At 66.7% G+C, this 21,546-nt stretch carries 21 protein-coding genes; 8 read left to right on the forward strand and 13 right to left on the reverse strand.

Going from position 1 to position 21,546, the window contains the following annotated elements; genetic code table 11:
- Positions 1 to 15: 15 nt before the first annotated feature.
- The 4 genes from MKW15_RS00520 to MKW15_RS00535 form a co-directional block, all read right to left on the reverse strand.
- Positions 16 to 1,281, reverse strand: a complete 1,266-nt coding sequence (locus tag MKW15_RS00520) for an acyl-CoA dehydrogenase family protein (RefSeq protein WP_240855077.1) — start codon at positions 1,279 to 1,281, stop codon at positions 16 to 18.
- Between the two features lie 52 nt (positions 1,282 to 1,333).
- Positions 1,334 to 2,776, reverse strand: a complete 1,443-nt coding sequence (locus MKW15_RS00525; protein ID WP_240855078.1) for a phosphotransferase family protein — start codon at positions 2,774 to 2,776, stop codon at positions 1,334 to 1,336.
- A gap of 88 nt (positions 2,777 to 2,864) precedes the next feature.
- Complete coding sequence (locus MKW15_RS00530) at positions 2,865 to 3,359, reverse strand: MarR family winged helix-turn-helix transcriptional regulator (protein WP_240855552.1); 495 nt, start codon at positions 3,357 to 3,359, stop codon at positions 2,865 to 2,867.
- 83 nt (positions 3,360 to 3,442) lie between these two features.
- A complete protein-coding gene (locus MKW15_RS00535; RefSeq protein WP_240855079.1) occupies positions 3,443 to 3,832 on the reverse strand; it encodes a YybH family protein in 390 nt (129 codons plus the stop codon).
- Positions 3,833 to 3,943: 111 nt separating this feature from the next.
- Between MKW15_RS00535 and MKW15_RS00540 the strand changes: the two genes are divergently transcribed.
- Positions 3,944 to 4,825 (forward strand): LysR family transcriptional regulator, encoded by an 882-nt coding sequence (locus tag MKW15_RS00540; RefSeq protein ID WP_240855080.1) that lies wholly within the window; start codon positions 3,944 to 3,946, stop codon positions 4,823 to 4,825.
- A gap of 737 nt (positions 4,826 to 5,562) precedes the next feature.
- Here the strand turns inward: MKW15_RS00540 and MKW15_RS00550 are convergent.
- A complete protein-coding gene (locus MKW15_RS00550) occupies positions 5,563 to 5,985 on the reverse strand; it encodes a CoA-binding protein (RefSeq protein WP_240855082.1) in 423 nt (140 codons plus the stop codon).
- 56 nt (positions 5,986 to 6,041) lie between these two features.
- On the opposite strand from MKW15_RS00550, the gene MKW15_RS00555 reads away from it, so the two are divergent.
- Positions 6,042 to 6,821, forward strand: a complete 780-nt coding sequence (locus MKW15_RS00555; RefSeq protein ID WP_240855083.1) for a sulfite exporter TauE/SafE family protein — start codon at positions 6,042 to 6,044, stop codon at positions 6,819 to 6,821.
- Here the strand turns inward: MKW15_RS00555 and MKW15_RS00560 are convergent.
- From MKW15_RS00560 to MKW15_RS00570, 3 genes are all read right to left on the reverse strand, one after another.
- Positions 6,737 to 7,138, reverse strand: coding sequence for a hypothetical protein (locus tag MKW15_RS00560; protein WP_240855084.1), 402 nt, complete (start codon positions 7,136 to 7,138; stop codon positions 6,737 to 6,739). The two genes, MKW15_RS00555 and MKW15_RS00560, sit on opposite strands and share 85 nt — an antisense overlap.
- Positions 7,139 to 7,212: 74 nt before the next feature.
- The gene (locus tag MKW15_RS00565; protein WP_240855085.1) at positions 7,213 to 8,523 is read right to left on the reverse strand and encodes an NAD(P)/FAD-dependent oxidoreductase; all 1,311 of its coding nucleotides are present in this window, start codon (positions 8,521 to 8,523) and stop codon (positions 7,213 to 7,215) included.
- A 27-nt stretch (positions 8,524 to 8,550) separates the two neighbouring features.
- Positions 8,551 to 9,144 (reverse strand): TetR/AcrR family transcriptional regulator, encoded by a 594-nt coding sequence (locus tag MKW15_RS00570; protein ID WP_240855086.1) that lies wholly within the window; start codon positions 9,142 to 9,144, stop codon positions 8,551 to 8,553.
- Between the two features lie 41 nt (positions 9,145 to 9,185).
- On the opposite strand from MKW15_RS00570, the gene MKW15_RS00575 reads away from it, so the two are divergent.
- Genes MKW15_RS00575 through MKW15_RS00585 form a run of 3 tightly spaced genes read left to right on the forward strand, consistent with a single transcriptional unit; the run spans position 9,186 to position 13,226 of the window.
- Entirely contained in the window at positions 9,186 to 10,334 is a 1,149-nt protein-coding gene (locus tag MKW15_RS00575) for a phosphotransferase family protein (protein WP_240855088.1), read from the forward strand.
- Position 10,335: 1 nt separating this feature from the next.
- On the forward strand, positions 10,336 to 11,457 hold the full coding sequence (locus MKW15_RS00580) for a hypothetical protein (RefSeq protein ID WP_240855089.1): 1,122 nt from the start codon (positions 10,336 to 10,338) through the stop codon (positions 11,455 to 11,457).
- 41 nt (positions 11,458 to 11,498) lie between these two features.
- Positions 11,499 to 13,226, forward strand: a complete 1,728-nt coding sequence (locus tag MKW15_RS00585) for an NAD(P)/FAD-dependent oxidoreductase (RefSeq protein ID WP_240855091.1) — start codon at positions 11,499 to 11,501, stop codon at positions 13,224 to 13,226.
- Between the two features lie 175 nt (positions 13,227 to 13,401).
- Here the strand turns inward: MKW15_RS00585 and MKW15_RS00590 are convergent, their stop codons facing one another.
- The 3 genes from MKW15_RS00590 to MKW15_RS00600 form a co-directional block, all read right to left on the reverse strand.
- Positions 13,402 to 14,484 carry an alpha/beta hydrolase gene (locus tag MKW15_RS00590; protein WP_240855093.1) on the reverse strand — a complete coding sequence of 361 codons (1,083 nt, stop codon included), beginning with the start codon at positions 14,482 to 14,484 and terminating at the stop codon, positions 13,402 to 13,404.
- Between the two features lie 169 nt (positions 14,485 to 14,653).
- Positions 14,654 to 15,310, reverse strand: a complete 657-nt coding sequence (locus tag MKW15_RS00595; protein WP_240855095.1) for an O-methyltransferase — start codon at positions 15,308 to 15,310, stop codon at positions 14,654 to 14,656.
- A gap of 45 nt (positions 15,311 to 15,355) precedes the next feature.
- Positions 15,356 to 15,994 carry a TetR/AcrR family transcriptional regulator gene (locus MKW15_RS00600; RefSeq protein ID WP_240855096.1) on the reverse strand — a complete coding sequence of 213 codons (639 nt, stop codon included), beginning with the start codon at positions 15,992 to 15,994 and terminating at the stop codon, positions 15,356 to 15,358.
- Positions 15,995 to 16,068: 74 nt separating this feature from the next.
- On the opposite strand from MKW15_RS00600, the gene MKW15_RS00605 reads away from it, so the two are divergent.
- The 3 genes from MKW15_RS00605 (at position 16,069) to MKW15_RS00615 (ending at position 19,623) form a co-directional block, all read left to right on the forward strand.
- The gene (locus MKW15_RS00605; protein WP_240855099.1) at positions 16,069 to 17,505 is read left to right on the forward strand and encodes an NAD(P)/FAD-dependent oxidoreductase; all 1,437 of its coding nucleotides are present in this window, start codon (positions 16,069 to 16,071) and stop codon (positions 17,503 to 17,505) included.
- An 80-nt stretch (positions 17,506 to 17,585) separates the two neighbouring features.
- On the forward strand, positions 17,586 to 18,326 hold the full coding sequence (locus MKW15_RS00610) for a hypothetical protein (RefSeq protein WP_240855101.1): 741 nt from the start codon (positions 17,586 to 17,588) through the stop codon (positions 18,324 to 18,326).
- Positions 18,247 to 19,623, forward strand: coding sequence for a linalool dehydratase/isomerase domain-containing protein (locus MKW15_RS00615; RefSeq protein WP_240855103.1), 1,377 nt, complete (start codon positions 18,247 to 18,249; stop codon positions 19,621 to 19,623). Before MKW15_RS00610 ends, MKW15_RS00615 begins: the two co-directional genes overlap by 80 nt.
- Here MKW15_RS00615 and MKW15_RS00620 read toward each other — a convergent pair.
- Both MKW15_RS00620 and MKW15_RS00625 read right to left on the reverse strand, forming a co-directional pair.
- Positions 19,613 to 20,836 (reverse strand): lipase family protein, encoded by a 1,224-nt coding sequence (locus MKW15_RS00620; protein WP_240855105.1) that lies wholly within the window; start codon positions 20,834 to 20,836, stop codon positions 19,613 to 19,615. The genes MKW15_RS00615 and MKW15_RS00620 overlap by 11 nt on opposite strands.
- 56 nt (positions 20,837 to 20,892) lie before the next feature.
- The gene (locus MKW15_RS00625) at positions 20,893 to 21,498 is read right to left on the reverse strand and encodes a maleylpyruvate isomerase family mycothiol-dependent enzyme (protein WP_240855107.1); all 606 of its coding nucleotides are present in this window, start codon (positions 21,496 to 21,498) and stop codon (positions 20,893 to 20,895) included.
- Positions 21,499 to 21,546 lie beyond the last annotated feature (48 nt).

Here is a 21,546-nt window from a genome sequence, read left to right on the forward strand (position 1 = left end):
CTTCATGACCCAACCCTACGACACTCCCTTGGGTGCCTTGCTCGACATGAACCCGAACAGATAGCCCGCGACGCGGCGCATCTGGATCTCGTCGGCGCCCTCGGTGATGCGGTAGCGACGGTGGTGCCGGTAGATGTGTTCGAACGGCTCGTGCCGGGAGTAGCCCCGACCGCCGAACACCTGCATCGCCTGATCCGCCGCGTCGCAGCACAGCCGATTGGCCTGGTAGTTGCACATCGACACCTCGGCCGACGCCGCGAAGGGCCCGTAGGTGTCCATCTTCCACGCGGTCTCGCGGATCAGCGCGCGCACCATCGCGCACCGCGTGTGCAGGTCGACGAGCGGGAACTGGATTGCCTGATTGGTGGACAGCTTCTTGCCGAACGGGGCGCGTTCGTTGGCGTAGTCCACCGCGCGATTGACGCAGTATTGCGCGGCACCGAGACTCGACGCGGCCTGGCGAATCCGATTCTCGTTGAAGAAGTGTTGAACCACCTGCAAGCCGGCCCCTTCGGCACCGAACACCGCCGAGTTGGGCACGCGGACGTCACGCAGGGTGATGTGCGCGTGATCGGTGGGCATGTTGAAGGTCCACAGATACTCGTCGACGGTGAACCCATCGGAATGCGGGTCGACGAGGAACGCGGTGATACCGCGGGCGTTGCCCGGTTCCCCACTCGTGCGAGCGAAGATGATGTCCCGGTGCGCGACATGGATTCCCGTGTTCCAGGTCTTCTCGCCGTTGATGATCCAGTCGTCGCCGTCACGGACCGCTGTGGTCTCCATGTACGTGGCGTCCGACCCGTGATCCGGCTCGGTGATGCCGAACGCGAAGAACTTGGTTCCGGCGGCGAGGCCGTCCACCCACTCGGCTTTCTGCTCGGGAGAACCGTACGCCAGCATCAGCAGCAGGCCGATGTTGTTGCCGACGATCGCGTGTTCGTTCTGCAGATCGCAGTGCAGGCCGAGTCCCTTCGAGGCCAAGTGTTCGCGGATGACGGCCATCGCCAGGTTCGAACCGTCCCGTCCGCCGTATTCGGCCGGGAACGGATACCGGAAGTGTCCTGCCGCGTCGGCGCGTCGGCGTGCTTCACCCAGCAACGCTTCCCATTCGGCATTGGGAAGTCCGCCGCGTTCCCAGTCGGTACGCGCATCCTCGCGGCGATGATCGAAGAATCGGATGTTGTCGTCTGCCTGCTCGAGCGGGACGATCTCGGCTTCGATGAAGACGTCGAGTTCGTCGAGATAATCACGCAGGTGGTCGGGTAGTGCGAAATCCACTGGGAAGACTCCTGATCGGGTTGTTGATTCTGCGGGTCAATTAACGCCGGCGTCAGGGATGCGGCACGGCGAAGTACTTCGGATTCGACACCATCAGCCGGGCACGCACGTCGGCGGCGATCGCCGCGCGGACGTCCGGGTTGTCGCCGTCGAGGGTTCCGTCGCGCAGTTTCGCGACGAGGTCGCGCTGATTCGCGACACCGAGGTCACGCAACCGGGCGGCACTGGCCGGCACCGATTCGGGCGCGGTGAGCAACTGGCGACGCACCACGTCGAGCACGTTGGCCGCGACCCGGGTGTGAAACCTGATGTGCGGCGCCATGTTCTCGGTGACGGGTGCCGACCGGAGGAAGTCGGCGACCGACTCCAGCAACTCGGGCGCAACGGGCGGCCCGAACGGATCCTCCCCGAATGGATGCTCCGGGTCGGCAGCTGCAGCGTCGAGGGGATCGGCGACCCGTTCGGGTTCGACGATGCCGAGATCGAGGAGCGCATCGAATTCCTGCTCCGCACTCCGCCTTCCGATGGCCGCCAGCTCCACGGAGCGTTCAGTGCCGTCGAGGTGCCGGTTCGCCTGCACCGCGCAGATGAGGCCCCACCGTACGGTCGCGAACAGTTCCCACCAGCGCAGTGCCGCGTCGGTCGGGCGCCAACCGGCCTCGGCTTCGTAGGCGTCGAGCAACTCGGCGCGCAGCCCCATCCCCGCCACCGGTTGCGGTGCGGAGAATCGCCACGCCTTGGCGCACAGCCACCCCAGATCCTCGACCGGGTCGCCGACGTGCGCCAGCTCCCAATCCAGCACCGCAGCAATACCTTCGGAGTCGATCATCAGATTGCCCAACCGGAAGTCGCCGTGTACCACGGTGACCTCCGGCGACGGTTCCGGCCGATTGCGGTCCAGCCACCCGGCGGCGAGAACCAAACCGGCCGGCATCTCGTCCCATTCCCTCGGGAACAATCCGGCGAGCGCCGCCAGCGGGTCCGGCATCGACGGCAGAACGCCCAAGCCGCTGCGGTCCATCCGATGGATTCTGGCCAGGATCTCCCCGGCCTGCCCGACAAACCCAGCACGAGCCGTCGCGTACTCGTCGTCGCGCAGAATGCGTCGCGGGATAGATTCTCCGACAACGAAGTTCATCACGAAGTACGGGTAGCCGAGAACACTCTCGCCGGCGCCGAGCCCCGAGTCGAGCACCCGCGGGACCGGCACTCCGGCGGCGTGGGCCGCACCGAGCACCGCGGCTTCGATCCCGAGTCCGCCGTCGCCGGTTCGGGCCGACGGAACCGCCCGGACGATGACATTCTCGATCGCATCGGTGCTGCCGCCGCTCAGACCGACGAGGAAGGTGGTTCGGCTTGCACCGGCAGGCAACACCCGCGCCGACTGCGCCACGAGCGATCCATCCTGGGACAGTCGCGGCGCTATGCGGGCAGCCACCTCATCGGCGTCGGTCACCGCGCGCACCTCGAGTTGGTCGTCGGTCCGCTGATTCACCGTCACACCCCTCCGCACCCAGGGCGAATACCCCGATCTTGCGAAGCTAGCATGACGCCAATCACACCCACGTGGCGATGTGACCCGTTCAGTCGCGGGCCGCTTCGGCGCGCAGTGCCGCGGCGTTCACCCGCGTCAGCACGGAATGCAGTTCCTCGAGTTCGGACAGGTCCACGCCGAGTTCCGCGACCACGGCGGGCGGAATCGCGAGCGCCTGTTCCCGCAGGTGCCTGCCGTCGTCGGTGAGTGCCACGTCGACGTTGCGCTCGTCATCGCCGCGGCGACGCCGGACGATCAGCCCCGACGACTCAAGGCGCTTGAGCAGCGGCGACAGCGTCGCCGAGTCGAGCTGCAGGGCGGTTCCGATGTCCTTGACCGCGCGCGGGTCGGTCTCCCACAGCGCCAGCATCACCAGGTATTGGGGGTGGGTGAGTCCCAGCGGATCGAGCAGTCGGCGGTAGATCCGCAGAACCGATCGATTGGCCACCGCGAGGGCAAAACAGACCTGCCGTTCGAGCGACAACGGATCATCTGCAGCGGCAATACTGCCCGCCACCGCCTCCTGATCGGCCACCACCGCCATCACCTCCGCTGCCATCACCTCAACTGGGGCGACGACCGCAGAAGTGCGGCCGTCGTGCACCAGTCTAGTGATTCGGTAGCGCGCTATCGATTGGGTTGGTCCGAGCCGGTGGACACGAACTCGGGTTGGTCGATGACGCGCACCCACGAGCCGTCGGCGAGGCGCGCCACGACCTGCGCCCGGGCGCCCGCACCGTCGCGCGGTGGTGTCGACGTGAGTGCCAGGTCATCACCGAAATAGAGTGTCGGGAGCGGGGTTTCGGGCACAAAGGTCGGACGGTGTTCAAGCACCGATGCCCAGAGTTCGCGGATGGCGGCCCGGCCCTCGGTGACGCTTCCAGGTGGATAGGCCATCACCGCGTCCTCGTGGTAGAGCCGGGCGACCGCGTCGGCATCGCCGGCGTTGGAGAACTGGACGAAGAGACGGGTGATGTCCTCGGGCGTACGAGCAACATATGTGGTTTTGTCGGTCATCGTGATCACTCCTTGGTGTTGGTGTCGATGTTCTGCTTCCACCTCCGAGGCTTCCCGGTCAGCCAGAAGAAGTCCAAGTAATGTTCTCGATTCTCCATATAATCTCCAGTTATGGAACTGCGGCAGCTCGAATACTTCACCGCGGTGGCCGACACGGGCAGTTTCACCGCGGCGGCGCAGCGCACCCACACCACGCAGCCGAACATCAGCGCGCAGATACGGGCTCTCGAACGGGAACTCGGCGCGGCACTGTTCGACCGCGCCGGGCGTCGCGTCCGGCTGACCGATGCGGGCGCCGCTGCACTACCCGCGGCGCGTGCGTCCCTGCGGTCGGCGGATGCGATGGCCCAGTCGGTGGCCGACGTCAACGACCTCCTGCGCGGCAGTCTTGCGGTCGGCATGGTCGACGGATGCACCATGCAACCGCTGTTTGCTGCGCTCGGCCGACTCCACCGCGACCATCCGGCGATCGAGATCTCGCTGTCCGAGCAGGGCTCCGAGGACCTGATCAGCGCCGTCGGCAACGGCGACCTCGACATCGCGCTCGCCGGTCATGACGGTGACCTGCCACCCTCGCTCGAGTCGCTGACGGTGTTCTCGGAGCGGGTGGTGGCCGCGGCACCGCCGAATCATCCGGCGCTCGAGCACACCGCGTCAGGCGACGAACTGTCGCTCGACGACCTCCGATCCCATCACCTGATCTGCCTGCCCCGCGGCGCGGGAATCCGGACGACCTTCGATCGGGGCGCCCGCACCTTCCGGCCGGCGATGGAGGCGTCCTCACCCGACGCGATCCTCGAACTCGTCGCCGGCGGGTTGGGCGTCGGAATACTCAGTGAATCAATCGTTTCCGGGCGTCGCGACATCACCGGCCGGACGATTCGCGAGATCACCGAGCCGGCTGTCCTCGGCTTTGTGTGGCGCAGCGAGGCCAGCGCGGTGACCCGAGCCTTCATCGCCCTCATTCGTGACGCCTTCGGGATCCGACGCTGACTGCTCATCGGCCGTCTTGGTCGGGCGCCCCGCCACCCAGTCCTCGACAGTCATTCCCCATCGTCCGTACCGCGCGTCGAACTTCTCGGCCCGACGACGCGCGGCCTCTCGTTTCGGCGCCGAGTAGCGGCGACGCGCCCAGGGCGAGTCGGGCCGGGCCAACCGGATCGCACCGACCCAGGCGAGCGGCGGCACGAACGCGCCGACCACAGCCGTGGAGTATTTGCCCTTGGCGATGCAGCAGAGCAGGCAGGCGATGTTGATCGGCAGGTTCGCCGTCAAGACGACCGGTCCCAGTTCGAGACTCGAATCCTCGAGCGGATTGAAACCGAGCGTCGCCATGCCGAGTCCGGCCACCGTCAACGAGACCACCTGGACCGAGAGTTGGCCCTCCCGTGACCAATACACGTCCTTGAGGTGCAGGATGAGCGCGAACTCGTCGAGCACCAGCGACGCACCGACACCGATCATGATCGCGCTGATCTCGGCGGCCGGCGAACGCCCCGCCGCCGCCACCGAGACGAACGCCCCCACGATGGTCAGCACGATCCCGGGCACCGCGTGATGAATGTGTACGCCCCCGGAGACGTTGTCCCGGAAGGGACCTCGGCCCGCGCGAATCAGCCGCGTGATGGCCCGGGTGATCACAAAGGTCACCGTGAACGCCAGAAAGGCAAGGAACAGCGCCAATTGCCCGTCGGTCAGCGGGTCGTGGAGGCGGAACATGGCGGCACCGGTCAGCTGCGCGGCGCGCGCAGGCCGGTGCGACGCTGTTCGATGATCAGGCACCGATCCTCGACGTAGAGCAACCCGGCCGATTCGGCGATCTCCCGCGCCTCGTCGGATCGGATACCGAGCTGCAGCCACAGCGCGGTGGCACCCGAGGCGACCGCCTGTCGCGCCACCTCGGCACACTCGGGTCCCGGACGGAAGACATCGACGAGGCCCACCTGCTCGGGGACGTCGGCCAGCGTCGGATAGACGGTCTCGCCCACGATCTCCTGCGCTGTCGGATTGACCGGGATGATCCGCCACCCATGTTCCTGCATGTACGCAGGCACCTCGTTCGCCGCCTTCGCGGTGTTGGCACTCGCGCCGACCACCGTGATGGTGTCGTAGGTGGACAGGATCTTCTCGACAACGTCGTCGGTTGCGGTCATCGTCCGAGTGTAGAACCGGGTGTCGCCGGTGGGGAGCCACATGCGACGGTGGAGGGGTGACGCCCGTCGAACTGCTCGCCATCGCCATCGCCGGCGTCGGGGCCGGCGCCATCAACGCGCTGGTCGGCAGCGGAACCCTGATCACCTTCCCCACCCTGGTCGCCTTCGGTGTGCCGCCGGTGAGCGCGACGATGTCCAACGCCGTCGGCCTCGTCGCGGGCGGTGTGTCGGGGACATGGGGTTACCGACGCGAGCTCGAAGGCCAGTGGCCACAACTGCGCTGGCAGCTTCCCGCGTCCTTCACCGGCGCACTTCTCGGATGCTGGCTGCTTCTGCATCTGCCCGAGACGGTGTTCGAGGCCGTCGTTCCGGTGTTGCTGATCGGGGCACTGATCCTCGTCGTGATCCAGCCGCGCATCCAGCGCCGGGTGTTCGCACGCACTGGGCTTCTCCACGGCGAGCGGCTCCCGATGACACCGGCCCGCACCGCCGCGATGGTTGTCGCCACCTTCGCGGTCGGCGTCTACGGCGGCTATTTCACCGCGGCGCAAGGTATCCTGCTGATCGGCGCCCTCGGTGTGATCGTCCCCGACGATCTGCAGCGGATGAACGCCGCGAAGAACCTGCTCAGTCTCGTCGTCAATGTCGTTGCCGCCCTGGCATACACCATCGTCGCCTTCGACCGCATCAACTGGACGGCCGCCGGACTGATCGCAGCCGGCTCCCTCGTCGGTGGCGTTGTCGGCGCCCGCTACGGAAGGCGACTGTCACCCAACGCCCTTCGCGGCGTCATCGTGGTCGTCGGGCTGATCGGGCTGTGGCGGCTGCTCAGTTGACCCGACCGGTCACCCAGCAGCGCCATCCAGTACTCGTCGGGAACCGTCTCGCCCGAGCGCAACACGCGACCGAGTCCGATGGCCATGAACACGCCGAGGATGCCGAGCCACAGACCGAACAGCGCGATCGCCGTCCATGCAATGGCCACCGCGATCGGCCACGGATCGAGCGCCAGTACCAGCGGCGCGAAGAAGAAGCCGAGCCCGATGTACCAGCCCGAACCCGAACGGTCGCAGCGCAACACGACGCTCAGCCACCGGGGGCTGGATTCGGTGGGCGGGCCGGTGGGTTGGCCAAAACGGTTGCGCCCGATCATGGTCGCCTCCTAGAGGTGATTTCGCCTGCCCCCAGGGTCCTCCGGTCAAGCGCCGCGGTCCACTACCTCTCAGGTCATCGCGAGTACGGCTGACGTGCCGTCTCGGGATCTCCGTAGGTGATGGCGCGCTCCCGGCGCGAGTCGGTGAGAAGCGTTGCCGACCACGAGATCACCGTGCCCATCCGGTTGCGGATGCCGGCGAGGAAGGCGATGTGGATGACGCCCCACGCCAACCACCCCAACGAGCCCGACAGCCGGAGCCGTCCGGCCTGCACGACCGCCTGACGACGTGCGATGTAGGCCGCGTTGCCGAGGTCGCGGTAGTGGAACGGCGCACGGTCATGCTGACCGTCGACGAGCCCGGCGATCACCGCGCCCACATGCCGACCGCCCTGCATGGCCACCTCCGCGACGCCCGGCAGGTCGTCGAGCGAGCTCATGTCGCCGACCACCCACACATTGTCGTGACCGTCGACCGACAGGTCCGGCCGCACCGGGATTCGGCCCGATCGGTCCTGGGTCACACCGAGCGCGTCGGCGAGCGTCTTTGCGAACGGCACCGCCTCGACGCCGGTGGTCCACAGGGTGGTGCGCGCCGGATAGCGGACCACCTCGTGCGTCGCCTTGCTGGTGGTTTCGACGTAGTCCGCGCCGACACCGGTGACATGCACGCCGAGATGGGTCTCCACCCCGAGCCGATCGAGCGTGCGCTGGGCATCCGCGGACAGTCGCGCGTCGAAACTCGGCAGCACCCGATCTCCGCCGTGCAGCAACAGGACTCGCGCGCGCTCGGGGTCGATGGTGCGGAACTCGCGGTCGAGCGCGAGTGTGGCGAGTTCTCGGATCTGGCCGGCGAGTTCGACGCCGGTCGGCCCGCCGCCGGCCACGGCGAACGTCAACCACGACCGCTGCAGGTCGGCGTCGGAGGCCGATTCGGCCATCTCGAACGCGCCGATCACTCGGCGCCGGATCGCGAGTGCGTCGTCGAGGGTCTTCATTCCCGGTGCGTGAGCGGCGAATTCGTCGTTCCCGTGGTAAGCGGTGCGCATACCCGCGGCCACCACGAGATGGTCGTAGCGCAGGGCGAATTCGGATCCGTCGATGCGCGTCACCGTCACCGTCTGCGCGGTCGCGTCGACGGCCGTCGCCTCGCCGAGCGCCACGTCGGCATTTCGCTGCCGACGCAACAAATGTCGCACAGGGCTGGAGATGGCACCCTCGGACAGCAGTCCCGTCGCACATTGATAGAGCAACGGCTGGAACAGGTGGCTGGTCCCGCGGTCCACCACCGTCACATCCACCGCGCTGCGTTTGAGTCGCCGGGCGCAATGCAGTCCGCCGAACCCGGCTCCGATGACGACGACGTGAGGTCTGACCTTGGCCACGGAACCGATTGTCGCAGGCGCGGGGACTCAGCGTTGCACGCCGTGCAGTGCGATCGCCGTCATCTGCTCGACCCAGTCGTCGTCGAGCACGGCGTCGGGGTCGAGGAGCAGGCGCAACATGGCGGCGCCGCCCATCACCTCGATCAACCGGTCGGCATCGACGTCGGTACGCACTTCACCGCTGTCGACGGCCTCGACAAGACGGGTGTGCACCGCACCGAAGGCCTCGGCGAACCGGCCGTGGACGCGTGTCGCCAGTTCGGCGTCGGCGCCCATGTCGGCGATCAGGCCGGGCAGGGCTGCTCGCGTGACCGGGCTCGCGAACAGGTCGCGGGCCACCACGACCATGGCCCGGATGTCTGCGGCGATATCGCCGGTCGTCGGCGGCAGCGTGGTGGCCGGTGGAAACGCGGCCTCGTGGACGAGCTCCGGTTTGCCGCTCCAGCGCCGGTACAGCGCCGTCTTGGTGGTCTGTGCACGTTCGGCGATCGCCGCCATCGTCAGTCGGCTGTACCCGACGTCGACGAGCAGTTCGGCGGCCGCGTCGAGCACCGCGGCGTCGATTCGTCCGTCCCGCGGTCGTCCGGGTGCTGCAGCAGCCTCATCGGCATTTTTCGCCATTACGCAACTCATCGTAGCGTATCTGTGCGACGCTGGGCGCCATGGCGACCACCGAACACACCACTGAACCGACCGTCGGGCATGTTGACAATCTCCAGCGATCCAGTCGCGACAGCACCTCGATTCCCGAGGCCCTCGCGCACTGGTTGACATCGGTGTCCGGAGCGTCGTCGCGTCCGACGGTCACGGTGGAGAGCGGAGTCGACGCGAACGGCATGTCGTCGGAGACCATCCCGCTGCATGTCGACTGGGCCGATGGCCACGCCGACGACTGGGTGATGCGCATGGCGCCCGCCGACGCCGACGTCCCGGTGTTCCCGGAATACCGGATGAATCATCAGTTCGACGTCATGCGCCTGGTCGGCGAGCACACCGACGTCCCCGTCCCGCCGGTCCGGTTCCTCGAACCCACCGGGGAGCTACTCGGTCAGCCGTTCTTCGTCATGCAACGACGAGACGGGGAGGTTCCACCGGACGTCATGCCGTACACGTTCGGCGACAACTGGTTTTCCGACGCCGCGCCCATCGACCAACGTGCACTGCAGGATTCGACGATCAAGGTGATCGCCGGCATCCACGCCATCGCCGATCCGACCGAGACCTTCGGTTTCCTCCTCGACGCCCTGCCGCCGGGCGACACACCCCTGCGTCGTACCTTCGCCGCGCTGCGTCGCTGGTACGACTACTCGGTCGAGGGAATCGGCCCGTCGCCGCTCGTCGCGCGTGCACTGGACTGGCTGGAAGCCAACTTCCCCGACGACATTGCGGCCGCCGATCCCGTCCTCACCTGGGGTGACGCTCGAATCGGCAACGTCATGTACCGAGACTTCGCGCCGACCGCGGTACTCGACTGGGAGATGGCCACCGTGGGCCCACGCGAACTCGACGTGTCGTGGACGATCTTCGCGCACATGGTCTTCCAGGAACTGGCCGGCCTCGGCGGACTCCCGGGTCTGCCAGATGTGTTGCGCGAGGAAGATGTTCGATCCACCTACCGCGAGCTGACCGGAGTCGAACTCGGTGACCTGCGCTGGTTCTACATCTACGCGGGCGTCCAATGGTGTTGCGTGTTCATGCGCACCGGCGCGCGCCGCGTCCACTTCGGCGAGATGGACGCGCCGCACGACATCGACGGCACACTGTTCTATCACCGCAGTCTGCTCGAACGCCTGCTGAGCGAAGGGAACTGACATGACGGGCCTGGGACCACTCGACGAGTTCCCGATTCATCAACTGCCCCAACCGATCGCGTGGCCGGGCGAGTCGAATCGCAACTTCTACGACCGCGCCTACCTCAATGCGCATGACCGCAGCGGCGACATCTTCCTCATCACCGGGATCGGTTACTACCCGAACCTCGGCGTGAAGGACGCCTTTGTCCTCGTCCGGCGCGGGGACGTCCAGACCGCCGTCCACCTCAGCGACGCCATCGACGACGATCGGCTGAACCAGCAGGTCGGCGGCTACCGGATGGAGGTCTCCGAACCACTCCGGCGGCTGCATCTCACCCTCGACGAGACCGAGGGCGTGGCGGTCGACCTCACGTGGAACGGGCTGTTCGACCCCATCCTGGAGCAACCCCACCTCATGCGCGCGGGCACCAAGGTCACGCTCGATGCGCAGCGTTTCGCCCAGGTCGGCAGTTGGACCGGGTCGATCACGATCGACGGGGAGCACATCGCCGTTGAACCCGACCGCTGGATCGGTTCCCGGGACCGCTCGTGGGGTCTGCGGCCGGTCGGCGAACCCGAACCGGCCGGACGGCCCGCCGATCCCCCATTCGAAGGGATGTGGTGGCTCTACATCCCGATGGCGTTCGACGACTTCCAGATGGTCCTCATCGTCCAGGAGGAACCGAGCGGGTACCGATCGCTCAACGATTGCGTGCGGGTGTGGAAGGACGGGCGGGTCGAACAACTCGGCTGGCCACGTATCGACGTCCAGTACACGTCGGGCACCCGCATCCCGACCGGTGCCACCATCACCGCGACCACCCCCGACGGCGCGACGATCCACCTCGACGTCGAGTCCCGGCTCGCGGTGCCCATCCACGTCGGCGGCGGCTACGGCGGTGACCCGGACTGGATCCACGGCGTGTGGCGGGGCGAGAAGTTCACCGAACGCCTCACCTACGACATGACCGACCCGGCGATCATCGGGCGCGCCGCGTTCGGCGTCATCGACCACGTCGGCCGGGCGGTGTGTCGCGAAGCCGACGGCACCACCCGCGAGGGGTGGGGTCTGTTCGAGCACGGCGCCCTGGGACGCCACGATCCGTCCGGATTCGCCGACTGGCTGTCCGTCGCCCCCTGAGTCTGTTCGCGTGTAGCGTGTCGTCGCATGGGGCACCCCTCATGAGCGAACCACCCAGCGAACCCACCATCGCCGCTGCCGACGACCCGCGGACACCGTCGATTGTCCTCGTGTCGGCCGATCACGGCGATGCGCTCATGCTCGAATTCAGCAGGTACGCCAGGGATTACCATGTCACCTGCACGCGCAGTGCAATCGAGGCGATAGCGCTGCTCGGCCGACTCGCGAGCGAGGGACATCCGGTGGCGCTGATCGTGGTGTCGTCCGAACTGCCCGACATGAACCTCCTGGAGGCGCTGTCGGCGTTCCGGAGCATCGTGCCGACGGCGCGGCGGGTGGTCGTGATCGCGTGGCAGAACTTCGCCGAGCACACCACCACGTTGCGGCCGGCGCTGCAGAAGGGCAAGTTCGACACGTTCCTGCTACTGCCCCGTGGCGCCCGGGATGAGGAATTCCATTACGCCATAACCGAAATGCTCTCCGACTGGGGCGCAACGGTGGCGGCACCCGAAGTCGACGCGATCCGCATCATCACGCCCACGACGACGCTGCTGTCGCTGGCGATCCGCGACTTCCTCGATCGCATGGGCATGCCCAACCGCACCTACCCGCCGGACAGTCCAGAGGGCCGACAGGCCGAGGAACTCGCGTCCAGCGTCGGCGTCTACCCGCTGGTGCATTCCCTGCGCGCCGACGACGGGCGATCGGTCATCGCGGCCGAGACGGTGCGCGACGTGGCCGTGCTCATCTACGGACGGCCGTCAGATGTCGACGTGGGCACCGTGGTCGACCTCGCCGTCATCGGTTCGGGACCTGCCGGACTCGCAGCAGCGGTTTACGCTGCCTCGGAAGGACTTTCGACGGTCGTCATCGAATCCGAGGCGATCGGGGGGCAGGCCGGGACGAGTTCGATGATCCGGAACTACCTCGGCTTCCCGCGCGGAATCTCCGGCATGCGACTCGCGCAGCGGGCCCGGACGCAGGCCGTGCGGTTCGGGGCCCAGTTCTATACGGGATGGGACGTGCAGTCGATCCTGCCCGGAACCGACGGCACACCGCATCGCATGTGCACCGAGGGCGGCGACGTCGTCGCGCGAGCCGTGTTGATCAGCACGGGCGTCACCTATCGCCGTCTGGGTATCGATCCACTCGAGCACCTTGTCGGGCGCGGTGTGCACTACGGGGCAGCGATGTCGGCGGCCCGCGAGATGGACGGTCGTGACGTGTTCGTGATCGGGGGCGGCAATTCCGCCGGACAGGCGGCGATCCATCTGGCGCGGCACGCGCGGTCGGTGACCATCGTGATCCGTCGAGAAGATCTCCGCGCCACCATGTCCCAGTACCTCATCGGCGAGATCACGTTCAACCCCCGGATATCGGTGCGCGGCAATTGCGACGTCATCGACGGTGGCGGCGACGGACGACTCGAGTGGTTGCAGCTCTGCGACCGACCCACCGGAAACACCGAACAGGTCACCGCCGGTGGACTTTTCGTGCTGATCGGCGCCGAACCCACCTGCGACTGGCTGCCACCGGAGGTCGACCGCGACGACGACGGCTTCGTCCTCACCGGACGGGACGTACCGCGCGAGCGCTGGGCCGACGGTCTGCCGCCGCCGAACCTCGCCACCAGCACCCCCGGTGTGTTCGCCGCCGGCGACATCCGATCCGGCTCGATGAAACGCGTCGCGGCGGCCAGCGGCGAAGGCGCCAGCGTGGTGCCCCTCGTGCATGCCTGGCTCGATCACCTACGCCGACAACAACTCTAGGATCAGCCCACTGCCTGAGGTGCGACGAGCGCACAGCCGCCTACCGCTGCGTGAGGTGCGACAAGCGCACAGCCGCCTACCGCTGCCTGAGGTGCGACAAGCGCACAGCCGCCTACCGCTGCCTGAGGTGCGACAAGCGCACAGCCGCTTACCGCTGCCTGAGGTGCGACGAGCGCTAGCGAGGAGCCTCGAAGGCCTGGTGACCGTCGCTACCTGGCCGCGAATCGAGTTCCCGCAGGAACTCGTCGATCCGCGGCCAGGTGTGTGCGACAGCGTCGGACCCGGCGATCAAGCCGAGGTGACTCGACTCGACCGTCGTGAACTCGACGTGCTGCGCACCGTCGAACAGCTCGACGCCGTGATGCGCGGCCTCCCAACTGACGATCGCGTCGCGGTGACTGCCGAAGAGGGCGATGGGCTGGGTGATCGACGAGAGTTCCAGCACCCGGTCGCCGAAATGCAATGTACCGCCGGCAAGTTCGGCACGATAGACGAAGTTCTCCCACATCTCCTCGGACACCTTGCCCGGATATCCGGGCATCGTGGCCTGAAACCGATCGATGGCCTGCATTCTCGCGAGCGCGTCGGGATTGTCGGCGTTGCTCATGATGTAGCCCGGCTTCTTCAGTTCGCGCTGCCATGCGGTTGCGCGATACACCGTGCGCACCACTGGCGCCGGGATACCACCGAGCGCGCGCAAGACCACCGTGATCGCCTTGCCATTCGTCGGCCGCGTGAGTGCTCTGCCCAGCCGGTACATGGCAACCGGCGCGTAGTCGAGCGGCGTGCCGACGGCCGTCATCGACCTCACCGGGAGCCCCGGGTCTGCGGCCAGGGTGAGGAACCCCAGGGTGCCGCCGATGCTCCACGCCACCAGGTCGACCATCTCGGCACCGCTGTCGCCGATCACTCGTCGAATCGCTTCCGGAACGATGTCGGCGAAGAAACCGGCGAACCCGAGATCGCGGTCCGTGCGATCCATGTCCCCGAAGTCGACGAGGTAGACGGTCCGCCCGGTCGAAGTCAGGAACTCGATGAACGAGAGGCCGGGGGCGAGGTCGTAGCAACTCGACGACACCGCGAGCGGCGGGATCAGGAGCACCGGCGGAGCATCGATCCGCGTGCCCGTCGGGTCGTAGCGCTTGAGCAGCCGGTGACGACCGTCGGCGACCACCACGTGCGGCGTCGCGAATGGTTCGCCGACCTGTTCACCCCGAAACACGCGATACAGCGTCCCAACCCCGTCAAACCTGCCCATCCGCGCCCATCCCTCCTCGTCGACCGTCCCCGACATTCAACACGGTCTCCAACCCAACTCGATTCCTGGCCACACCCTGTGTCGAATCGGGTCAACTGGGTGCTGCAGCACACAGACTCTCCGACAGGACACAGAGTGTCGGTAACACCTCCCTGGGCCGCCCTTCGCCTCAGAGCCGAACGCTCAACTCCATCGTGTCGGCGCCCTTGCCAGGGAAGTTGACGCCGGCATAGCCGGCCTCCGGGTCCCGAACCCGCGCCAGGTACGGCGCGACCCCCTCGCGTTCGGTGTTGTCGGCGAGAATGAGCGTCCCTGACGGCAGCCGGTCCTCGAGCAGCTCGAGCACCGGAAGATACATGTCCTTCCAGCCGTCGAGAAAGAGGAAGCCCACCGGTCCGTCGAGGTCGGCGAGGGTGGTGAGCGCGTCGCCGGCGTGGATGGTGATCACATCGTCCAAGCCCACTCGAGAAAACGTGTCGGCCGCGGCAGCGAGTTTCTTGGCGCTCATCTCGGTTGTGTGGACCTGGCCGTGGCCGTTGTCGCGGACCGCGGCGGCCAGATGCAGCGTCGAGATTCCGTACGACATCCCGAATTCGACGACGACGTCCGGCCGAGTGGCCCGGACCAGCGAGTACATCAGCTGTCCGGCCATCGGACTCACCGGCATGTACGCGTCGCTCGCCGCGTCGGCCCGTTCCTGCGCGGTTGCGTCGTCGGACAATCGCGGACGTCCGCCGCCTGCCGCCCGGTCGAATTGCGCTCGGGCGTCGTCGTACATCGCGGCGATGGTCGACGCGACGGGGTCGGTGTGCAGTGTGGAGGTCATGGGCCCAACGTATCCATCGATGCTGGACGTCGGCTGTGAGTCGGATCAGCGGGGACCGCCGGTGATGGTGAGCCAGATCGTGCGCGACAGTGCCGCAACCAACCGTTCGTCCGCATCCGGCGTGTCGTCGTCGGGATGCAGGACGTGCTGGGTCACCGACCGTTCGACCATCCAGGTCACCGCCGCCACCGACTCCCTGGTCACGCTTGCGTCCACCCGGCCGTCGGCACGCCAGCGGTCGACCTGTCCCGACGCGGCGGCAATGAACGACTCGATGCGACCGAACCAGAAGTCCGCGACCCGGGCGTCGTAGGCAGCGACCTCGCTCAGCGCGCGCATGAGCGACCAGTGTTTCCGGAACTCCGACACCATCATTCGGATTGCCGCCGCGACGCCGTCGACCCCGCGGCCCAGGGAGCCGTCGTCGGCAAACCAGCGTGCGGGTCCGGCGAAGAACTCCTGGGAGGCCACGTCGGCCACCTGGATGAGGACCTCACTCTTGTTCGGAAAGTACTGGTAAAACGCCGGACGCGACATTCCCGAACTCTCCGCGATCCGTTGCACCGGGATCTCGGTGAATCGTTCGCCGTCGGCCAGCAGTTGTTCTACCGCGGTGAGCACCCGTTCGGTGACCTCGCCGCGACGTTGACTCGCATTCGACGCGGGCCTGGTCACCGATCCCATGGCCAGGATGCTACGCCACCCTTGACACCCTCTGTGCGCAGGCAATACGGTCTCCTGACACTGTGTCAGACAATGTGTCCAAGAAGAATGGGCGGGAGTCGGTGATGAACGCTGCGGGGAGCGGATCGGGTGTCGAGGAGCAGGATGGCGTTCCGTCGGGTGACAGCGAGTATTTCGATGCGGTCATTGTGGGAGCGCGTTGCGCGGGCGCGGCAACCGCGATCGCACTCGCGCAGCGCGGCCTGAACGTCCTCGCCATCGATTCGGCCCGCTTCCCGTCCGACACCCTCTCCACACATCTGTTGTGGCCGTCGACGATGGCCGAGATCCACGCCCTCGGCGCGCTTGGCGCTGTGGAGGCAATCGGCGCGCCACGCATGCCGATCGCCGAGGCAATACTCGACGAGATAGGCTGGCGCACTCCATATTCCGCGGTATCCGGGATCGACTACGGGATGTGCGTCCGACGCACCCACCTCGACGACGCACTGGTCCGTACCGCCAAGACCGCGGGCGCCGAGATTCGTGAACAGTGCACCGCCACCAAGGTGATCTGGGACGGCGGGCGTGCCGCCGGAATCGAATACTCCGACGCCGATGAGCGCCGTCACGTGGTGCGCGCGCCGATCGTGATCGGCGCCGACGGTCGCAAGAGCTTTGTCGCCGAACAAGTGGGCGCACGCACACCGATCATCAGCGCACCGAGCGGCCGTGCCTGCTACTTCGCCTACTGGAAGGATGATCGAGACGACCTGCGCCACATCGCATCCCAGTGGCGGGTCGAGGGTCTCCTGGGCACCGCGTTCCCGTGCGACGGCGGCGAACTGCTGTGCCTGCTGCAACCGCCCATCGATCTCATCCCCCAGTTCCGCGGACGCAAGGTGACCGATGCCTACCTGCAGGGCATCCAGAATCTGCCCGGCCTGGCAAAGCGCCTCGAAGGTTGCGAGTTGGCCTCGAGGGTGCGTGCCTGCACGGGGATCGAATCGTACTTCCGGACGTCAAGCGGGCCAGGCTGGGTGCTTCCCGGCGACGCCGGGCACTTCAAGGATCCGGTCACCGCGCAGGGAATTCGCGACGCCTACCGCTACGGGCGACTGCTCGGCGAATACCTCGCGCCCGTCCTGGGTACCCGCGCCGGGCACGCCGGCCCACCCGATCCGCAGACCGTCGACCGCGCCACCGCCGACTGGGCTCGGCAGCGTGAACGCGATTGCATCGAGATCTACCAGTGGACCAATTTCCTGGCCGCGGGCCTCCCGCCGTCGCCGCTGGAGTACGAGCTCTATCACCGCGCCCGCGAACGCCCCGAATATGCTGCGGTGCTCAGCGACATCTACAACCGCGTCCAACCGCCCGCCGCGATGACGCCGCCATCCGCACTGGCGGGTACCACCGCCCGCGCGTTGCGGCGACCCGACGTCTCGGTCCTCGATGTGGCCGCCGACCTGCGGACCCAGACCGGCCGAATGGTGTCGGACTGGCGCGAGCGTCGTCGCTTCCGCGGATAGACGAGTGATCCCGGTTACATCTGAGACGCAAACGCGATAGCGTATCTGGAACGCCATGTTTCCAGATACGGAGGGTTGCGATGGCCTGCTGCATCGTCGCAGCGCTGCTGATAGCCGTCTATCACCGGCTGGCACCGTGGCGGGCGCGTCGTGCGCTCAGCGACGACGGCTTTGCCCCCACCGCGAACCGGCCGGCTCCCGGCGAAGCGTCGGCGGCGTTTCTGCCACCGCGGCACCCCGATCGCACCCTTGACACCCGAACCGGGGTCGCTGCCTGGACGTTGCGTTTCGTCGCAGTCGGGCTGGGTGTCTACCTGGCCATGAGCGCACTCCTGGTGACATGCGGAATCGCCACCGGCGATGCCGCGCAGACCATCTGGCTGGTACGCACCGCAGGCGCTCTCCTCCTGGCCGCTGTCGCCATACGTGTTGCGTCGAGGCTCATGCGTCGGGGAGACGACCCCTGCACCCGGAGTCAAATCGTCGGCTGCGCCTGCGTCGGCATCGCCATCGCGAGCCTGGAGTTGATGGCGCTCGACATGCATGTCGCGTCGCTCTATCACGTACACAACGTCACCCTGCACACCGTGATGCACGTGCTGCCGCTCGCAGCCGCCTTCGTCGGCCTGCTGTTGGCGTTCCCATCGAGTGTTCGCCCCTCCTCACGTCTGGAAGATGATGACCGAATCACTGCAGAGCGCCCCGTATCGTCCGTCCCTGCGGTTGAGCCCGGAGACGAGCGTGACGGTCACCGAGTCGACGCCCGACGAGTTGGCGTCGCAGCGCTATCTGTTCGATCTGGCGCTCCAGCCGGTCGATGACTTCACCGGGTTCACCCGGCTGGAACAGATCGGCGGCAGCGCTCTCCGATATCAGCTGGCCTACGCGTCGTACGCCCTGTCCCTGGCGCAATACACCCGCACACCGGCGTTCGGCGGCTACCTCGCTGAGGCCCAGGGCAACCTCATTCGCAAGATGTGCGACAAACGCGTGTGGGGCTATTGGGCAACCGAACGTCTGGCCGGATACCTGCGGTGGAATCCCGACCCGATGGTGTTCGCGAACGTCATGTACACCGGCTTCTTCGCAGCGATGCTCGCCATGTACGAAACCATGAACGACGACCACAGCTTTGACGCCGACGGCGCGCTCCCCCTCGTGTGGAACCGCCGCAATACGTACGACTACGGGTTCACCAAGATCGCCCGGGCCATCGAGAACAACATGCATGCCAGCCCCGACACGATGTATCCGTGCGAGCCGCACCTCATCTACCCGATGTGCAACACCATCGCGCTCGCCGGGCTGGCCGGCTACGACCGCCTCCACGACACCGACCTCACCGACAACCTGATCGACAAGACGCGAGATTCGCTGGTACACAACGGATATCTACTGGGGAACGGCAGATTCCTGTTCGGACGCGGACCGATGGGCCTGAAGATGCCGCCGATGCTGGCCAACGACGCCGTCATGGTCTACTGGCTCAACGGCATCATGCCGGACCTCGCGGAGGAGACCTGGTCCTCGCTGCGCACTCATCGACTTCGCGTTCACGGTGACAAGGTGGAGCTCCGCATCCGACCCATCGATCGGCTCGACGTCGGCTCGTACCACCTCGGCGACGCATGGGCCTGGGTCAACGTGCTCTGCGCGGCCAGAGAAATGGGCGATGACGAAGTCGTACAAGGGGTTTCCCACCACATTCGGATCAACACCGACGTCGACCGGTCGCCCGACGGCGCCCAGAAGCTGGAGGGCGTGTCCACCTGGGTCAATTGCGCGTACGCCTTCTCCCGGTTCGTCGGCAAGGACAGCCTGCAGGGGCTGATCAACGGACGGGTGCCCGACGCGTGGCGATCGGGACCCATGCTCACCGAGGCCGCCTACCCCGAAGTGCTTGTCGCCAAGGCGGTCAGCGACGGGACCGGACTCGACCTCGTCCTCCACCCGGGTGCCGGCGAAGTTCGCACGCCGCTGCGGATCGGCCGATTGCGCCCCCGGCAGACCTATCGGGTCGACGGCGCGGTGGAACCCAGTATCAAGGCGGACAGCGACGGAACGGCGATCATCGACGTCGACCTCGGCGGTCGGCACGAGGTGCGGGTCACCATCTGAACGGCCCGAAACCCTTCGACTTGGGGGCGACGACCAAATGGTCGCCGTACTCGTTGGGACGATCGAGTGGTGTCGCTGCGGATACATAGTGATGCGGAAAATGATCGTCGATCGAGTACTCGAACGGGATTGCCCGCAGCACCGGAATCTGGCGGGTCACAAAGGCCAGCGGCATACCGACCAATCCGAGCAGACCACTGTCTTGTCCAGTCGGGCGACCTTGCGGACCATGCCACCGCGGCTCACATTCCCAGGGAGCACGCTCGTAGCGGAACTCCTGTCCGAAATGCTTGAAGCGTCCCGTAGCGGTCGGTGGTAGATGCGGCACCGGATCACGTTGGTAGATGAAGCGGTACGTGTTCTGCTGCAGCGCCTCGTCATCGGCACAGAAGTCGGCGAACTGTGGCGTACCGACCATGGGCTGGCCGAATGTGTACGTGGCCCTGGATATTCCCTCGAATGCTTCCGAATAGACCGGGTCGAACCGCAGTGCCGTCGCCATCAAGGTCGCCTGTGCGCCACCAAAGCTGTGTCCGGTCAAGAAGACACTTTCCGCAGGCTGGATCGGGCCGGGAAGCGGCTGCCCGAGCCGCCCCTGCGGTGAGTTCGTTGCCTCGGCGTCCACACATTGCTCACAGCAGTCTGCGGCCGGTCCCAGGAGGTGTCCGTTCCTCGCTTTGTAGAGTTGCTCGATGATCGCGAGCTTGGTGGCGCGGAAGTTGCGGTAGAAGCCGCCGTGCACGAGTCGTTCGTCATCTCGAGTCTGTTCGACGCTCAGGCCCTGAGCCGCGAGAAACGGGATGCGATCCGGGTAGAGGTCTGCGTCGGCCAGCCAGCTGATCACGTTGGTGGGCTCGGTGCCTCGATACGCGACGATCACCACCCTGCCGTCCTCGCTCTGGATCACATGAGCAGTCGACCTGATGAACATGGCATCGACAGACATCTGGACGGCGACGCACCGACTTTTCTCGAGCCCCATCCGCGTCATCATGGTCGCCTGAGTCGCGACGTCGGAATAGACGTACCCGGATGCCACGGACGACAGCTGCCGGGCCGCCACGCTCGGACCGTCCGAGTTCAGGAGATCGCCCACCAGGTTGGGATACACCGGGAAACGCGCGTTGAGGCCGGAGTCCTCACCCGTTCCGGAAACCGGACGGGTTGGCCGTGTTACATCAAATCCGGGGCCGATCGCATTGGTGATCGTCATGCAGAGATGCTACGGACATCAACGCACCGCAGGTACAGGCATCGCGAATTCGGCTGTCACACAATAGCGGCCAACGTGTCAAACGGCGTCCGTCCACAGAGCGCGAGCAACAAAGCCGCCGCCTGCCCCTTCCGCACGGCGATCGCCGACGCCGTCGCCAGCGCGTCCGCCGCCACCTCATCCGGCAGTTCCGGTTCCTGTCCGGTTGCCCGGGCGATGTCGAGGCCATGCACCGCAAGTTCGAAGGTTCTGGTGGGCAGGTAAACGCTCAGTCGCATGCTGCCGGCCGCCGTCGGCACCACCCGGTCGCCAGATGTCTCCGCGAGGACCGCGAGGGCGTCGGCGCGCAGTTGCTCGACCGCTGCGAGCGGATCGGATCCCAGCGCGGCACCGGCCTGCCGTCCTCGTTCGGCGATTGCAGCGGGCTGCCCGGGCTGCGCTGCGATGTCGAAATAGTCTGCGATGGTGAGAATCTCGCAGACATCCGGCGACGGTTGAGCCACGTAGTCGCGAACCGTCGACAGCGCGCGTCCGGTATGCCCGACCAGCGCCCGGACATCCCACTCACCGAGTCCCGGCGCATCCCACTGTTGGTCGTCGATCTCCGACACGAGCGCTACGAAATGGTCGGCCGCCGCTCGAAACGCTTGCACCTCGTCCATACGTCGAGTGTGCACCCCTCACCGTCCACCATGCACCCGAATCAGGGG

This window comes from Gordonia gummivorans, from assembly GCF_022513585.1.
Lineage (GTDB): Bacteria > Actinomycetota > Actinomycetes > Mycobacteriales > Mycobacteriaceae > Gordonia.

Coding starts and splice junctions, on each gene's coding strand:
- MKW15_RS00530 (WP_240855552.1), bottom strand. CDS start 3,359: ATGGCGGTGGTGGCCGATCAGGAGGCGGTGGCGGGCAGTATTGCCGCT.
- MKW15_RS00535 (WP_240855079.1), bottom strand. CDS start 3,832: ATGACCGACAAAACCACATATGTTGCTCGTACGCCCGAGGACATCACC.
- MKW15_RS00540 (WP_240855080.1), top strand. CDS start 3,944: ATGGAACTGCGGCAGCTCGAATACTTCACCGCGGTGGCCGACACGGGC.
- MKW15_RS00550 (WP_240855082.1), bottom strand. CDS start 5,985: ATGACCGCAACCGACGACGTTGTCGAGAAGATCCTGTCCACCTACGAC.
- MKW15_RS00560 (WP_240855084.1), bottom strand. CDS start 7,138: ATGATCGGGCGCAACCGTTTTGGCCAACCCACCGGCCCGCCCACCGAA.
- MKW15_RS00570 (WP_240855086.1), bottom strand. CDS start 9,144: ATGGCGAAAAATGCCGATGAGGCTGCTGCAGCACCCGGACGACCGCGG.
- MKW15_RS00575 (WP_240855088.1), top strand. CDS start 9,186: ATGGCGACCACCGAACACACCACTGAACCGACCGTCGGGCATGTTGAC.
- MKW15_RS00580 (WP_240855089.1), top strand. CDS start 10,336: ATGACGGGCCTGGGACCACTCGACGAGTTCCCGATTCATCAACTGCCC.
- MKW15_RS00585 (WP_240855091.1), top strand. CDS start 11,499: ATGAGCGAACCACCCAGCGAACCCACCATCGCCGCTGCCGACGACCCG.
- MKW15_RS00590 (WP_240855093.1), bottom strand. CDS start 14,484: ATGGGCAGGTTTGACGGGGTTGGGACGCTGTATCGCGTGTTTCGGGGT.
- MKW15_RS00595 (WP_240855095.1), bottom strand. CDS start 15,310: ATGACCTCCACACTGCACACCGACCCCGTCGCGTCGACCATCGCCGCG.
- MKW15_RS00600 (WP_240855096.1), bottom strand. CDS start 15,994: ATGGGATCGGTGACCAGGCCCGCGTCGAATGCGAGTCAACGTCGCGGC.
- MKW15_RS00610 (WP_240855101.1), top strand. CDS start 17,586: ATGGCCTGCTGCATCGTCGCAGCGCTGCTGATAGCCGTCTATCACCGG.
- MKW15_RS00620 (WP_240855105.1), bottom strand. CDS start 20,836: ATGACGATCACCAATGCGATCGGCCCCGGATTTGATGTAACACGGCCA.
- MKW15_RS00625 (WP_240855107.1), bottom strand. CDS start 21,498: ATGGACGAGGTGCAAGCGTTTCGAGCGGCGGCCGACCATTTCGTAGCG.